Origin of the sequence: Peribacillus frigoritolerans, assembly GCF_001636405.1 — a bacterium.
GTDB classification, from domain to species: Bacteria; Bacillota; Bacilli; order Bacillales; family DSM-1321; genus Peribacillus; species Peribacillus frigoritolerans.
Genome location: NZ_KV440950.1, coordinates 2,233,005 through 2,247,256, shown reverse-complemented (window position 1 = coordinate 2,247,256; position 14,252 = coordinate 2,233,005). Strand labels below are relative to the sequence as shown.

The following is a 14,252-nucleotide window of genomic DNA, read 5'->3' as shown; positions in this document are numbered from 1 at the left end:
AGGAATCAAGTGCAGCTTTTCTGTTTATTTATTATGGAAAAGTTGAACAAAGGTGGTACCACGGAAGCTAGACCTTTCGTCCTTTATTGGATGAGGGGTCTTTTTGTTTTTCATAAAGGCTCTTTTCGTAAAGGTTGTTGTTTTTAAACGAAACTATTTAAGGTTGATTGGAGCGGAAGTGCGAGACTCCTGCGGGAGCAGCGGGAAGTGAGACCCCACAGGCGTTTACGCCGAGGAGGCTCACCCGCCCGCCCCGCGGAAAGCGAGCATCTGGAAGGGAAATCAACCACAACTCACTACCTGGTAAATAGCAACAAAGTATGTGAAAACAGCCTTCATAAAATGGCCGAAAATTCAAAAGAAAAAGGAGCGGGAAATATGAAAAAAATCGCGTTTATCGGAGCTGGATCGATGGCAGAAGCAATCATTTCGGGGCTGGTGACCCAACAGGTAATTGAACCAGAAAATATTTTTGTAACAAATAAATCAAATGATGATCGGTTCGTTTATTTAAAGGACCAATATGGTGTAACGGCAACACGATCACTGCAGTTATTAGTACAGGATGCGGACCTTGTCGTACTGGCGGTGAAACCGAAAGATATTTTAGAAACGATGCAATCAATAAAAGAATACATTCGTGAAGAAATGCTGTTCATTTCCGTTGTTGCCGGGGTTCATACAACAAGCTTGGAAGGAATCGCCAACAAGCGGTTTTCGATCGTCCGTGCCATGCCTAATACATCGGCAGCTGTAGGAAAATCAGCAACGGCCCTTGCGGCTAACTGTCATACGGAAGACTCGCAATTACAAACGGCGATTACCCTTTTTGAAACGGTGGGTACGGTGGCAGTGGTCGAAGAAGCCCAGCTAGATGCGGTAACAGGCTTATCAGGCAGTGGTCCTGCTTATATTTATTACTTGGTCGAGGCATTGGAAAAATCAGCGGAAAAAATAGGGCTCGATTCCGAAACCGCTAAGCAATTGATTCTCCAGACATTGATGGGCGCAGCCGACATGTTACAGAAATCACCTAAAACGCCTGCCGTACTAAGAAAGGAAGTAACTTCACCAGGCGGAACGACTGAAGCAGGTCTGAAAGCACTACAAGCACACCAAGTGGAAGATGCATTCATTGCCTGTGTACAAGAAGCGACAGAGCAATCGAAGCGAATGGGCAACCAAATAAGTAAAGAACTGGCCAAATATGTAGTTTCGCAGTAAGCCTCATGATGATGGCTGTTGCCTGCAACAGTGGCAGGCAACAGCCCTTTTTATGATCCATACGCCTTATAAAGGGTAAATCTTCTGAAGTGAGCGTTACTTTATAATCAGCATATCATTTTCATCGAAACTCCAGTCCTTCGAATACGCAACCTCCCAATAATAACCATCGCGGTCTGAAAAATATCCGCTGTATCCTCCCCAAAAAACATGCTGAGGTGATTTCTCGATTGTTCCCCCAGCCTTTTCAGCCCTGTTGATCACTTCATCCACTTCTTCAATTGATTTAGCATTATAAGCGAGCGTAAGACCCGGGAAACCATTTTCCTTAGGCGGTTCCATTTCATTAATGTCTTTTGCCAGCTCCTCTAAAGGATACAAAGCAAGTTTCGTACCGGCATTATTAAAAAAAAACGATTGCGGGATCGTCCTCTTTAATCAATGTACGGAATCCCAACCCGTCCCGGTAAAACCTTAATGATTGAGTAATATCCCTGACACCTAAAGTTATAATGTTGATCCTGTTCATGCTAGTCCTCCTTTTCCATGTTTTAAGGGTAAATTCGACATCTGGATCACTTTTCCCTTTTTAGCTTGATTGACCATCACCCACACCATAGCAAATGCTTCTTAAAGTTCCTAACACTGCTCACCACTTTGCAAAACCACGGGTAATTCCACCTTGGATTGCCCCTCATGCAAATTACGTAGGAATTCCACTTTCTTTGCCGAATGAATACATGTTTTGTCATCTGTAAAGGAATTCCCCCATACTTATCGAATTCAACAAGCAGAAGGGGGAATCTCGATGAATACAAGCGCAGTTGCCCGGTTACTGAATGTTTCCCATAGTACGATTCAACGCTGGGTCACCCAATTGAACATGGAAGTAGAACGGAATCAGCTTGGCCACTACCAGTTTTCGGATGAAGACATTGCATTATTGAGAAAAATCCAAGATCAGCTGAACGAGGGCATCATTCTCCAAAAGGTCAGCATCTCAGAGAAAAAGATTAGAAAAGCAACCCTCCAGAAACACTCCGAACCGAATAAAGAACATGATCAACTGCTTGAACGGGTCATCAGGCTAGAAAATGGCCTGAAAACAAAAGCGGACGATGTTGTATCCTATCAGCTTTTACAGCACAGAAGTGAAATGGAAGAAATGCACAAACTCGTTAAAAAGCTTGAAGCCCGTATCGAAGCGTTAGAAACACCAACGGGCCAGCACTTTGATTATTTCCTCGCGGCTGAAGAAGCTGCTGCCACTAAAAAGACGAAGAAAAGGCCATTCATAAAAATGATTTTCGGAAACAGAAAGAACGATAGTTCATCATGGAGCACAGCCGACAGCGATTGACATCTATTAACAAGATCTTTCATGAGCACCCCACGAATAACCATTTTTGCTAGGCAAAGCATCTCTTCAAAAATAGGACATGATCTTATTAATTACCCCAAAATAAAAAGGCCCTGACCCAAGATTAAACTCACCTGGGTCGGGCCTTTTCATCATTTTAAATCAACACTGCACGGTCATTGATCATTTTTTCGCCTTTTATGCGTTGGAATTCGTTAAGCAGTTTTTCGACGGTTAACTTCTGCTTTGCAGCGCCTCTGGCTTCAAAAATGATCTGTCCCTTATCCATCATGATCAGGGAATTTCCAAGATCGATTGCCTGCTGCATATTATGAGTCACCATCAACGTCGTTAATTGGTTCTTTTCGACGATTTCCTTTGTCAGGTTTGTAACAAGTTCTGCCCGCGAAGGATCAAGCGCTGCAGTATGTTCATCAAGAAGCAGGATTTTAGGATCGGTGAAGGTCGCCATCAGCAGTGATAGTGCCTGACGCTCCCCTCCTGACAATAATCCCACTTTTGCAGTCATCCGGTTTTCCAAGCCTAAATGAAGGGTGCCCAAACATTCTTTAAAAAGTTCTTTCCGTTTTTTTGTCACCCCAAAGCCTAAACCTCTTCTATTGGTTCTGCCATAAGCAATTGCCATATTTTCTTCAATCGTCATATGCGGTGCCGTACCCAGCATGGGATCCTGAAAAACGCGTCCAATCATTTTTGCACGGGCATGTTCTTCAATGGCCGATACGTTTTCACCATCGATGATGACTTCACCGGCATCAGGGAGAATCTTACCGGAAATCATATTCATCAAAGTCGATTTACCTGCTCCATTACTACCGATGACTGTTACAAATTCACCTTTTGTCATCTGCAGTTCCAGATTTCCAAGGGCTAGCTTTTCATCTGGTGTTCCCTCATTGAACACTTTATAAATCTGATTTAACCGAAGCATATTCTTCCCTCCCTTTCGGTAAAGTGCCATCATGACGCATCTGTATTTCTTTAAGCCGCCTTTTCTTCCGGGTTTTTTCCTTTTGTTTATCGGAAATTTTTGGAATGACAAGTGCCCCGACCACAATAAGAGCCGTAATTAATTTAACATCTCCCGTTTCAAGGAATTCAACGCGAAGTGCCAAGGTTACGACGATTCGGTAAATGATCGCCCCTCCAATGACCGCCAGCGTAGCACGTGCAATCGTTTTTGCCCCGAATAGAGCTTCACCGATTATGACGGATGCCAATCCGATGACAATGATTCCAATCCCCATGCCTATATCGCTAAAACCGTTATATTGGGCAACCAGGGATCCCGAAAAAGCCACAAGTGCATTTCCGATTGCAAGTCCTAAGATCTTCATGTTGCCGGTATGGGCGGAAAAACTCTTGACCATTGCTTCATTGTCACCAGTCGCCCGTAAGGCAAGACCAATTTCCGTTTTTAAAAACGCTGACATTCCCGCTTGGATGACTACAGCCACAACCAGCATAACGATTAATATGGCCCACGTTTTTGGCAGGCTGTCACCAAGACCCACGAATGATAAAAGACCATTCAACAAATTGTCCAGCCCAGTGCCAGCCCAGGCATCCTGGATATTCGTGATAATGGTTGTTTGGGAAAGCAACGGAATGTTGGATGCACCCATGATCCGCAAATTGATTGAGTAGAGCGCAATCATCATTAAGATACCTGCCAAGAGAGGATTGATTTTCCCTTTTGTATGAAGGAACCCCGTTATCGTCCCAGCGATGAACCCTGCCACCATGGCACACAACGTGGCTACGATCGGCGAGTAACCGTTAACGATCATAATCGCGGCAACAGAGGCCCCTGTCACAAAACTGCCTTCCACAGTCATATCCGGGAAATCGAGAATCCTGAATGTTAAATAGACACCAAGTGCCATGATTGCATAAATCATTCCCGACTCAAAAGAGTTGAATAAGGCTGAGAACATTTTTTTCTTCCTTCCCCGAACAAAAGCAGAGTTTATTTTACAAACTCAGCATCTGCTTTCCATTCTTCTTTTATTTCAACACCCATATCTTTTGCTGCTTTTTCATTGATGACCAATTTCAGTTTTTGTGGATATTGAACCGGGATATCTCCAGGTTTTTTACCATCCTTCAGGATTTCAACCGCTTTTTGCCCCGCTTCATAACCAATATCATAGTAACTGAAGCCATATGCTGCAAAACCGCCAGCATTCACGGAATCAAGCTCGCCGACAAACAAGGGGATATCTTGATCATTTGCCACGGAAATGACCGATTCCAGTGCAGAGACAACTGTATTATCAGTGATGATATAGAAAGCATCCGCTTTTCCGATTAATGATTCCGTTGCCTGTTTAACATCCGCTGAAGTCGAGACGGATGCTTCCACGACTTTCAATCCAGCTTTTTTCGCTTCCGCCTTCACATTTTTTATTTGGACGACTGAATTTTGCTCCCCTGTGTTATAAACCGTTCCAATCGTTTTGGCGCCAAGCTCTTCCGCTAGAAATTTCATTGACTTTGCAATGGCTTCAGGATGGGAATCCGTCGTACCCGTCACATTTCCGCCTGGTTTTTCCAAAGAGGTGACAAGCTCCCCCGCTACAGGATCGGTAACCGATGTAAAGACGATCGGAATATCCTTGGTCGCATTTAAAGCACTTAGAGCACTAGGAGTCGAATTCGCAAATATCAGATCCACTTTATCCCCAACGAAGTTATTGGCAATCGTTTGGCTGTTGTTTTGGTCACCCTGAGCAATTTGAAGATCATATTTTGCATTGATGTCACTATCCTTCAATGCCGCCTGGAAGCCTTCATATGCTTGATCCAGGGAATCATGCTGAACTATTTGTGTTACCCCAATGTTGATGGTATCCTTTCCGCTTTCATCCTTTGCCGCATCTTTTTCCTTTTCATTTCCACACCCAGCCAATAATAAACCTGCGACCAATGTCATGGCTGCAGTTGAATATAATTTCTTTTTCATATTTTCCCCCCGCTTTTTCCTTATTTAAAATAATGTTTTTCTAACGATGCCAGCTTTTTTCGCTTTTATTTCCTAAATTATAATCGTTTAGTCCCAATTATTCCAATATATTTTTTAACTTTTTAGAATTTTTTGAGTTCTGTGTGTAAAACATGAAAAAAGCTGCTGTGAAAGGTATGGTAACTTTCACAGCAGCTTTTTGAAAAATCAATGTTCGACAACCTGGCTGACAATTTCGGTAACGGTAGCCCGATCAATTTTTTCTTTACCTTCTTTTAGGGCTTTCAATGTAGCTTTTGCCAATTCCAAAGGTATTTTACAGAATTGGATGATGTCCTTCGTTTCAATCTCTTCAATGTACGCATCGGCTAATGCAAGATTACGCTCCGTATGGGCAAGCATCTCGTCGAAACCCCAGCCATCCGGATAAAAGTTCACACCACGTTCTGCATCTTCCTCGCGGTTACGCAGGATATTGACCGTTTGGAGTCCACGGCCAAATGCGATGGCAAGTTCACGGTCCGTTTCGGTTCCATCGTACCAGTTCCACATATCAGACAGCATGACCCCGACTAATCCTGCAACATAATAAGTGTAATCATCGAGTTCCTCTTCATTATGGATTTGCCAGTCCTTAATAACCCATTTTGCCATGCCTTCGGCCATTTCCTTTGTTGACTCCAAGACTTTGTCTTTTGCACCGGGTGGACAAAATTCAACCCAGTCCGAAAGAAACAGGGTCACCTCGGGCAGTTCATCCTTATATGGTTCAAATAACTTTTGAAGATTCTCTTCCTTGAAATCCGCATCCGGCAGCTCACTAAGGGCCTGTAACAAAGAAACCTTACTATCTGCAGGAAGACTTGGGTGGTCCTCGATCTCATCGATGGCGCGCATGCAAAGGTATGCAGCTCCAATACCCTCTTGCAATCCCTTTGGAAGATAACTGATTGGAATGAAAAAAGTCCGGCTTGTTTTTAGGAGAAAATCCATTGCTTTAGTATGTAGGTCACTTTTGTCAGTCATATTTACACTCCTTTAAATATCCAATGAACAATTGATTAATTATATCAAACATTGGCTTTGATTTCAGCTGTCCGATTCCTCTGAATACAAAGGAACTTTAATCGCCATCAGATCTTCACCCATGATCGTATTTGCAAAGATTGCTTTGCTTTCCTCTTTCAGCCTCTCAGCATCCTCTGGAGTATACCGTGAGCTGATATGCGTAAGGATTAGATGCTTAGCTCCCGCTTTCAAGGCCGTTTCTGCAGCCTGAACGGTGGTCGAATGATAATAGGCTGATGCCATTTCAGATTCTTCCGCTGAAAATGTAGCTTCATGAACAAGGTAATCCGCCGATTCAGCAAGAATGAGCGCATTGCTGCACATTCTTGTATCACCAAGAATCGTGATGATCCGGCCTTTTTTCGGAGTACTGATATAGTCCTTCCCATTTATGACACGGCCATCATCGAGACAGACCGTTTGTCCATTTTTCAATGCTTTAAAAAGAGGCCCCGGCTTCACACCTTCGGAACGCAGGCGGTCGACCAGCAGGCTACCCGGACGATCTTTTTCCACAATCCGATAACCGATGCTGTAAATGCCATGATCAAGCGACTTGGCCGTCACTGTGAATTGTTCGTCCTCAAATACTGTGCCTTCTTCTATTTCGATGATTTCCAAGGGATATTTCAAATGAGTCCCACTCACCTGTAAGCTCGTCTTAATGAATGAATCTATGCCTTGTGGACCATATACGGTCAATTTATCCACTCCGCCCTGAAAAGATCTGCTGCTTAAAAAACCAGGCAGTCCGAAGATGTGGTCACCATGTAAATGGGTGATGAAGATCTTTTCAACCTTTCGCGGTTTGACCGCCGTTTTTAATATTTGATGCTGTGTTGCTTCCCCACAATCGAATAACCAAATAGTCCCTCGTTCTTCCAATAATTGAAGGGCGATTGATGTCACATTCCGCGCTTTGGCCGGAACGCCAGCGCCTGTACCCAATAAAACGAAATCCACTCATACTACCTCCGTTGCAAATACTTTATGCCTTAACTATAGCATAACCAAGGTGCTCTTTCATTTATGACCCATTAAAACCGAAACCAAATTAAACTTTTAATGAAATCTGAGAAAAAATGCGCAAATTGATTGCTTTGAGGGAAAGCTAAACGTAAAATTAGAAATTGGTACACATACGGGAATTCCAACTTTATAGACAGATTTAACGGAAAGTTGAGGTTTTAACATGACAGAAAACAATAAACCCACAGCATTGATCATGATTTTTGGTGCTACCGGAGATTTAGCGAAAAGGAAATTGTTTCCTTCCATATATCGACTATTTCAAAAAGAGAAAATCAATAAGTTCGCGGTCGTCGGTGTGGCAAGGAGGCCATTGACGAACGAGGAGTTCCAAACAAGTGTCAAGGACTCGATTCTTACGTTCGGACATGCGGAAGAAAAGGTCGATGAATTCATTTCCCATTTCCATTATCACTCCCATGACGTCTCAAGTTCGGAATCATACTTGCAATTAAAAGACATTGCCGAACAATTAGACGGACAATATCAATTAGAGGGAAACAGGATCTTCTATTTGGCGATGGCACCTGAGTTTTTCGGTACGATTGCCGAACAGATTAAAGCTCAAGGCCTGAGTGACACGGATGGATATAAACGCCTGGTCATCGAGAAGCCATTTGGACACAGTTTTGAAACAGCACAACAATTGAATGAGCAGATTCGGACTGCATTCGCTGAAGATGAAATTTACCGCATCGATCATTATTTAGGTAAAGAAATGGTACAAAATATCGAGGTCATCCGTTTTTCCAATGCCCTTTTCGAGCCGCTATGGAATAACAGATATATATCCAATATCCAGGTCACTTCAAGCGAAACACTCGGCGTTGAAGAACGCGGGCGTTATTATGAAACCAGCGGTGCCCTAAGGGATATGGTCCAAAACCACCTGCTGCAAATGGTGGCCTTGCTTGCAATGGAACCCCCGATCGCTCTGACGACTGAAGAGATTCGAAGCGAAAAAGTACGGGCATTGCGTTCACTTCGACCAATGAAGGTCGACGAAGTCAACCAATACTTCGTTCGTGGCCAGTATGGTGAAGGAACGATAGACGGTCAAATGCTTCCGGCCTACCGAAATGAACATAATGTAAATCCCGAATCCAACACAGAGACCTATGTTGCGGGTAAATTGATGATTGATAACTTCCGTTGGGCCGGTGTTCCTTTTTATATCCGTACCGGTAAGAGAATGGATGTCAAATCAACGAATATCGTTGTTCAATTCAAAGATATTCCAATGAATCTGTATTATAAAACGGAAGAAACGCTGAATCCGAATCTTCTCGTCATCAATATCCAGCCTGACGAGGGTATCACATTGTACTTAAATGTCAAGAAATCCGGGACGACATCCAATACAAAGCCAATGAAGCTGACCGTCTCGAACAAAGGGATCGAACACATCAATTCTCCCGAGGCATATGAAAAGCTATTGTTTGACAGCATGCGCGGGGATGCTACGAACTTTACGCACTGGGACGAGGTTGCCCTCTCATGGAAGTTCGTCGATACCATTTCCAATGCATGGGAAAATACTAAAGACGAGTCTTTCCCTAACTATGAAGCGGGATCAACAGGTCCACTTGCATCCGATGAACTCCTGGCGGAAGATGGACATATTTGGTGGCAAGTCAAGAAAAACGAAAATAATGATTGAAATGAAAAAGGGATGCAGATTTGAATCTGCATCCCTTCTTCTTCATGAAACACTCTTCCTCAGCAATTTATTCCGGATAATATGAAACATTTCCTTGAACTTGGACATTTCTTCCTCTTTTTCTGAATTAAGCCAAAATGATACAACGGATTCTAAGGCAATGAAAAATAAAAAAATGGCTACAGCCCACCAGATGATGAACATAAAGTCCTCCGCTCCTTCTCTCTCTTTCTGCCTACTGTATTCTACGGCCCGCCCATCTCTTTCAATGTTTATATTCCTTTTTCCACAAGTGTTTAAACCTAAAAAAAGCAAGGATGAATGTCATACATCATACTACGTTTTCCCTAAAAAAGGTAAATTAATTGGAACTATTTACAACTAGTTCGTTTTTACCATTTCCACCCTTATCTATAAAGAATGGTAAGGCTTTGCTGAGGATACACTAAAAAAGGTGCTTAGTGACAGTACCGCTAACTTCGATGTGGAGGGATTAAACGATGGACATTCGTGAAGGATTAATTCCAACAGCCTTGGGCACAGCCGTGACAGCTGCGGGTTATGCAATGAAGCAGACCCGGGGTTCAAACAAAATGGTAGCTAATACGGTTTTCGGTTTCGGTTTGGCACATGTTGTATTAGGGGTCATTGACCTTGTAGAGCATCGGAGATAGTAATAAAAGGGGGCGCCAAGCGCCCCCTTTTTACATGATACAAAAAAGCCGGCTTAAAGGGGTTCCCCTTCCAAGCCGGCTTGAACTTTTTACTTTTCCATCCATTCGGTATGGAACGTTCCTTCTTTATCAATGCGTTGGTAAGTATGAGCTCCAAAATAGTCACGCTGAGCTTGAATCAGGTTGGCTGGCAGTGTTTCTGTACGATAGCTGTCGAAATAGGCAAGTGCAGATGACAAGCAAGGAACCGGGATTCCGTTCATCACAGCCGTTGATACTACTTCACGTAAAGCTCCTTGATAGCTTTCGACAATCCCTTGGAAGTAAGGATCTAGAAGAAGATTGTTCAAGTTCGCTTCACGATCGTACGCTTCCTTGATTTTTTGGAGGAATTGTGCACGAATGATACAGCCGCCACGGAAAATCATCGAGATTTCCCCATATTGCAAGTTCCAGCCATTTTCTTCTGATGCTGCTTTCATTTGTGCAAATCCTTGTGCATATGAACAGATTTTGCTCATATAAAGTGCTTTTCGGATACTTTCAATCAAAGCCTTTTTGTCGCCTGTAAATGAATCGGTTTTTGGACCACGAAGGATCTTACTCGCTTCGACACGCTCGTCCTTGATTGCTGAAATAAACCGGGCAAACACGGATTCCGTAATGATTGGAAGCGGAACACCAAGATCAAGCGCACTTTGACTTGTCCATTTACCTGTACCTTTTTGGCCAGCTTTATCTAAAATGACATCGACCATCGGCTTGCCGGTTTCCTCATCATATTTTTTGAAAATATCAGCAGTAATTTCAATTAAATAGCTATCAAGTTCCCCTTCATTCCATTCAGTAAAGACTTCATGGAATTCTTCAGCAGATAGTCCAAGGAGATTTTTCAGAAGGAAATAAGATTCGGAAATCAATTGCATGTCCCCGTATTCAATACCATTATGTACCATTTTAACATAATGACCTGCCCCATTCGGTCCGATATACGTGCAGCAAGCATCACCATCGACCTTAGCTGAAATATCCTTCAAAATCGGTGCAACAAGTTCATATGCTTCTTTTTGACCTCCAGGCATGATGGAAGGACCTGTTAGAGCTCCTTCTTCCCCACCTGACACGCCTGTACCGATGAAATGGATGCCAAGCTTGCTTAACTCCTCATTGCGGCGCTGAGTGTCCTTGAAGAAGGTATTCCCTCCATCAATAACGATATCACCTTTTTCAAGCAACGGTTTTAATTGCTCGATTGTTGCGTCCGTTGCCGCTCCGGCTTTAACCATCAATAAAATTTTGCGTGGAGTTTCCAAAGAATTGACGAATTCTTCAAGCGTATAAGCGGCTGTTACATTTTTGCCTTCCGCTTCCTTCATCATCTCGTCCGTTTTTGATCCTGAGCGATTAAATACGGAAATTGAATATCCCCTGCTTTCAATATTAAATGCAAGGTTCTTGCCCATTACGGCTAGTCCGATAACGCCAATCTGCTGTTTTGTCATGATTCATCTTCCCTTCTCTCTATCTTTACACAGCTTGTACGCTATTCTTTGTCAAAAGAAGGATCATTCCTCCTGGATTGCTCAAAGAAATCTTTGCTGAAGCTAGTGTCTGTTCCTATTGAACGTTTTTTCAAGAGTAATCCCTTTTTAATAATATTTTCTCCGTACTTATTTTGCAAGTGTTCCATCGCATCATACAAAGGTTCTTTTTCTGCATCCTCTTGAAAGGAGAAAATATCCAGTTGCTTGAAGGCCGACTCTTTTTCGATGACATCATAGGCTGTGACACCAAGAAGCCTGATTCCTTCCCCATTCCAATTTTTCATGAAGAGATCGATGGCTTCATCCAAAATATCCTTTTTTTCAAAAACTGGATTAGGAACCGTCCTGCTTCTCGTAATTGTCCGGCGGTCTTTGTAACGGATCGTCACACCTATTTTTTGACCAAGGAGGCGTTTATTTCTCAAGCGGACGGCAACTTTCCCGGAAAGCTTTTCCAATACACCGATCAATTCTTTTTGATTGGCGGAGTCATGCGGAAGAGTTGTCGAGTTCCCGATGCTCTTATGCTCAAAAATCGCTTCGGGATCCACTACCCTTGGGTCAATTCCATTAGCCCTATCTTTCAAACGGATGCCATTGATCCCAAGAAGCTGTTTAAGTTGACTATCATTGGCGTGTGCAAGGTCCCTGATCGTCATGATCCCGATAGTTTGAAGCTTTTCCGATGTCTTATCCCCGATGCCATGCATTTCGCCCACTTGTAAAGGCCAGAGCTTTTCCGGAATGTCCCGTTTCCTTAACACGGTGATCCCCATAGGTTTCTTCATATCAGAAGCGGTTTTGGCCAAAAATTTATTAGGGGCAATCCCGATACTGCAAGGGAGATCCATCGTATTAAAAATTCTTTCCTGAATGCTATTGGCTATATCTAAAGGCGAACCCAATTCGGCGCATTCACTGATATCCAGATACCCCTCATCAATCGAAACCGGTTCAACCATCTCTGTATATTGCCTCAAAACATCGAAAATAGCCAGTGATGCCTTTCGATAGCGCTCGAAATTCGGTTTCTGAATGACTAGTTGAGGACATAATTTTTTCGCCTGCCAAATCGGCATGGTCGTTTTAACCCCGAACTTCCTCGCCTCATAGCTGCAGGTGACGATTATGCCCCTTCTCTCTTCAACATTCCCTGCAATGGCAAGCGGTTTGCCTTTCAATGAAACATCATATGACATTTCCACTGAAGCATAGAAACTATTCATGTCTACATGGAGAATGACCCTGCCATTTTTGGGATACATGTCCTTCATGTTTGACCGTCACATCCTTGTAAAAATAAAAAACATTTCTATTAAAGTATCCCTATTCATCTTTGGTAACCACGCTGAAAGATGCTTCCACTCCAAGAAAAACAGCCATCATATCATTGATGACTGTACATATATACTTCAATACTTTGAACATCTTGACCTATTATGGGTGATTATTCCCCTGAAACTTCTTTGATGATAGTGATGACCATTTCAGCTAGCTTCGTTAATTCCTCAACTGGAATTCTTTCATTCGTAGTATGGATATCTTCATAGCCCACTGCGAGATTGACAGTAGGGATGCCAAAGCCTGCAATGACATTTGCATCGCTTCCACCGCCGCTTTTAACCAGCTCGCATGGACGGCCGATTTTCTCTGCTGCCTTTCTTGCGATTTCGACAACATGGTCACCAGCACCATATTTAAAACCAGGATACATGACGGTAACTTCAACTTCAGCACGTCCGCCCATTTCAATGGCTGCAGTCTCGAACGCCTCTTTCATTTTCGCTACCTGTATTTCCATTTTTTCAGGGATCAAGGATCTTGCTTCTGCAAGGATTTCAACATGGTCACAAACAATATTGGTTTGCTGTCCCCCCTGGAAACGTCCGATATTGGCTGTCGTTTCTTCGTCGATTCTGCCTAATGGCATTCTAGAGATTGCTTTGGCAGCGATCGTAATGGCCGAAACGCCTTTCTCTGGAGCGACACCAGCGTGAGCAGTCTTGCCTAAAATGGTTGCGGACACTTTCGCCTGAGTAGGTGCAGCAACAACCACATTGCCCACTTTTCCATCACTATCAAGTGCAAAACCGAATTTAGCCGTTACAAGGGAGCGATCCAATGCCTTTGCCCCTACCAAGCCAGATTCTTCACCGACTGTAATGATGAATTCAATTGTACCATGTTCGATATTCTGTTCTTTCAGCACTTTAAGCGATTCTAACATGACCGCTAATCCAGCTTTGTCATCCGCCCCTAAAATGGTCGTTCCGTCTGACACTATGTATCCATCTTTGATGGAAGGCTTGATTCCATTACCCGGTACAACCGTATCCATATGGGAGGTGAAATAAATGGTATCTACGCCTTCTTTCATTCCTTTTAAAGTACATACTAAATTCCCTGCACCATGACCGGTGACTGCTGTTGTATCATCTTCAAAAACTTCTACACCCAGTGCCCCGAATTTTTCTTTCAGCACTTTGGCGATGGCTGCTTCATTTTTCGTTTCGGAATCGATCTGCACCAATTCCATAAATTCATTAACTAAACGTTCTTCATTAATCATAAAATAAAACCTCCAAAAAAGTTTTCCTCTTCAATTATACTTCTAAAAGCGGCGCCCCGGCAAATAATGTGGCATGCTGGTCCTAAGACCGTTTTAAAAAGTGAATGATGACTTATTTCAAAATGATATCTTCCCCCG

General features: G+C 43.1%; 13 protein-coding genes and 1 pseudogene. 4 read left to right on the top strand and 10 right to left on the bottom strand.

Annotated features, from left to right (window positions below):
- Window positions 1–378: 378 nt before the first annotated feature.
- Window positions 379–1,224 (top strand): pyrroline-5-carboxylate reductase, encoded by an 846-nt coding sequence (gene proC / locus A6755_RS10945; RefSeq protein WP_034308197.1) that lies wholly within the window; start codon window positions 379–381, stop codon window positions 1,222–1,224.
- Window positions 1,225–1,320: 96 nt separating this feature from the next.
- On the opposite strand, the pseudogene A6755_RS10940 reads toward proC, so the two are convergent.
- Window positions 1,321–1,753 (bottom strand): annotated as a pseudogene (locus tag A6755_RS10940) (VOC family protein).
- Window positions 1,754–2,032: 279 nt separating this feature from the next.
- Between A6755_RS10940 and A6755_RS10935 the strand changes: the two are divergent.
- Window positions 2,033–2,584, top strand: coding sequence for a MerR family transcriptional regulator (locus A6755_RS10935; protein ID WP_052137288.1), 552 nt, complete (start codon window positions 2,033–2,035; stop codon window positions 2,582–2,584).
- Window positions 2,585–2,741: 157 nt separating this feature from the next.
- On the opposite strand, the gene A6755_RS10930 is transcribed toward A6755_RS10935, so the two are convergent.
- From A6755_RS10930 to rnz, 5 genes are all read right to left on the bottom strand, one after another.
- On the bottom strand, window positions 2,742–3,536 hold the full coding sequence (locus A6755_RS10930; RefSeq protein ID WP_048678506.1) for an ABC transporter ATP-binding protein: 795 nt from the start codon (window positions 3,534–3,536) through the stop codon (window positions 2,742–2,744).
- Window positions 3,511–4,542 carry an ABC transporter permease gene (locus tag A6755_RS10925; RefSeq protein WP_057278771.1) on the bottom strand — a complete coding sequence of 344 codons (1,032 nt, stop codon included), beginning with the start codon at window positions 4,540–4,542 and terminating at the stop codon, window positions 3,511–3,513. The genes A6755_RS10930 and A6755_RS10925 overlap by 26 nt, the downstream gene beginning before the upstream one ends.
- Before the next feature lie 32 nt (window positions 4,543–4,574).
- Window positions 4,575–5,570, bottom strand: coding sequence for an ABC transporter substrate-binding protein (locus A6755_RS10920; RefSeq protein ID WP_034308208.1), 996 nt, complete (start codon window positions 5,568–5,570; stop codon window positions 4,575–4,577).
- A gap of 207 nt (window positions 5,571–5,777) precedes the next feature.
- Window positions 5,778–6,596 carry a squalene/phytoene synthase family protein gene (locus tag A6755_RS10915; protein WP_057278773.1) on the bottom strand — a complete coding sequence of 273 codons (819 nt, stop codon included), beginning with the start codon at window positions 6,594–6,596 and terminating at the stop codon, window positions 5,778–5,780.
- Between the two features lie 63 nt (window positions 6,597–6,659).
- The gene (gene rnz, locus A6755_RS10910) at window positions 6,660–7,601 is read right to left on the bottom strand and encodes a ribonuclease Z (protein WP_063590662.1); all 942 of its coding nucleotides are present in this window, start codon (window positions 7,599–7,601) and stop codon (window positions 6,660–6,662) included.
- 229 nt (window positions 7,602–7,830) lie between these two features.
- On the opposite strand from rnz, the gene zwf reads away from it, so the two are divergent.
- Window positions 7,831–9,327, top strand: coding sequence for a glucose-6-phosphate dehydrogenase (zwf, locus tag A6755_RS10905; protein WP_034308214.1), 1,497 nt, complete (start codon window positions 7,831–7,833; stop codon window positions 9,325–9,327).
- Window positions 9,328–9,369: 42 nt separating this feature from the next.
- Here the strand turns inward: zwf and A6755_RS27030 are convergent, their stop codons facing one another.
- Complete coding sequence (locus tag A6755_RS27030) at window positions 9,370–9,531, bottom strand: hypothetical protein (RefSeq protein WP_161784848.1); 162 nt, start codon at window positions 9,529–9,531, stop codon at window positions 9,370–9,372.
- Window positions 9,532–9,827: 296 nt separating this feature from the next.
- Here A6755_RS27030 and A6755_RS10900 point away from each other — a divergent pair, with 296 nt between their 5' ends.
- Complete coding sequence (locus tag A6755_RS10900) at window positions 9,828–10,001, top strand: hypothetical protein (protein WP_034308217.1); 174 nt, start codon at window positions 9,828–9,830, stop codon at window positions 9,999–10,001.
- Between the two features lie 89 nt (window positions 10,002–10,090).
- Here A6755_RS10900 and gndA read toward each other — a convergent pair whose 3' ends face one another.
- The 3 genes from gndA to A6755_RS10885 form a co-directional block, all read right to left on the bottom strand.
- The gene (gene gndA, locus A6755_RS10895) at window positions 10,091–11,503 is read right to left on the bottom strand and encodes an NADP-dependent phosphogluconate dehydrogenase (RefSeq protein WP_063590661.1); all 1,413 of its coding nucleotides are present in this window, start codon (window positions 11,501–11,503) and stop codon (window positions 10,091–10,093) included.
- Window positions 11,504–11,544: 41 nt separating this feature from the next.
- The gene (locus A6755_RS10890) at window positions 11,545–12,819 is read right to left on the bottom strand and encodes a DNA polymerase IV (RefSeq protein ID WP_063590660.1); all 1,275 of its coding nucleotides are present in this window, start codon (window positions 12,817–12,819) and stop codon (window positions 11,545–11,547) included.
- 173 nt (window positions 12,820–12,992) lie between these two features.
- Window positions 12,993–14,114, bottom strand: coding sequence for a tripeptidase T (locus A6755_RS10885; protein ID WP_063590659.1), 1,122 nt, complete (start codon window positions 14,112–14,114; stop codon window positions 12,993–12,995).
- Window positions 14,115–14,252: the final 138 nt, after the last annotated feature.

Bases quoted from the DNA above. Each gene is read 5' to 3' on its own strand.
- A6755_RS10925 (WP_057278771.1), bottom strand. From the start codon at position 4,542: ATGTTCTCAGCCTTATTCAACTCTTTTGAGTCGGGAATGATTTATGCA.
- A6755_RS10935 (WP_052137288.1), top strand. From the start codon at position 2,033: ATGAATACAAGCGCAGTTGCCCGGTTACTGAATGTTTCCCATAGTACG.
- A6755_RS10885 (WP_063590659.1), bottom strand. From the start codon at position 14,114: ATGATTAATGAAGAACGTTTAGTTAATGAATTTATGGAATTGGTGCAG.
- proC (WP_034308197.1), top strand. From the start codon at position 379: ATGAAAAAAATCGCGTTTATCGGAGCTGGATCGATGGCAGAAGCAATC.
- A6755_RS10915 (WP_057278773.1), bottom strand. From the start codon at position 6,596: ATGACTGACAAAAGTGACCTACATACTAAAGCAATGGATTTTCTCCTA.
- A6755_RS10900 (WP_034308217.1), top strand. From the start codon at position 9,828: ATGGACATTCGTGAAGGATTAATTCCAACAGCCTTGGGCACAGCCGTG.
- A6755_RS10920 (WP_034308208.1), bottom strand. From the start codon at position 5,570: ATGAAAAAGAAATTATATTCAACTGCAGCCATGACATTGGTCGCAGGT.
- A6755_RS10930 (WP_048678506.1), bottom strand. From the start codon at position 3,536: ATGCTTCGGTTAAATCAGATTTATAAAGTGTTCAATGAGGGAACACCA.
- A6755_RS10890 (WP_063590660.1), bottom strand. From the start codon at position 12,819: ATGAAGGACATGTATCCCAAAAATGGCAGGGTCATTCTCCATGTAGAC.
- zwf (WP_034308214.1), top strand. From the start codon at position 7,831: ATGACAGAAAACAATAAACCCACAGCATTGATCATGATTTTTGGTGCT.
- gndA (WP_063590661.1), bottom strand. From the start codon at position 11,503: ATGACAAAACAGCAGATTGGCGTTATCGGACTAGCCGTAATGGGCAAG.
- A6755_RS27030 (WP_161784848.1), bottom strand. From the start codon at position 9,531: ATGTTCATCATCTGGTGGGCTGTAGCCATTTTTTTATTTTTCATTGCC.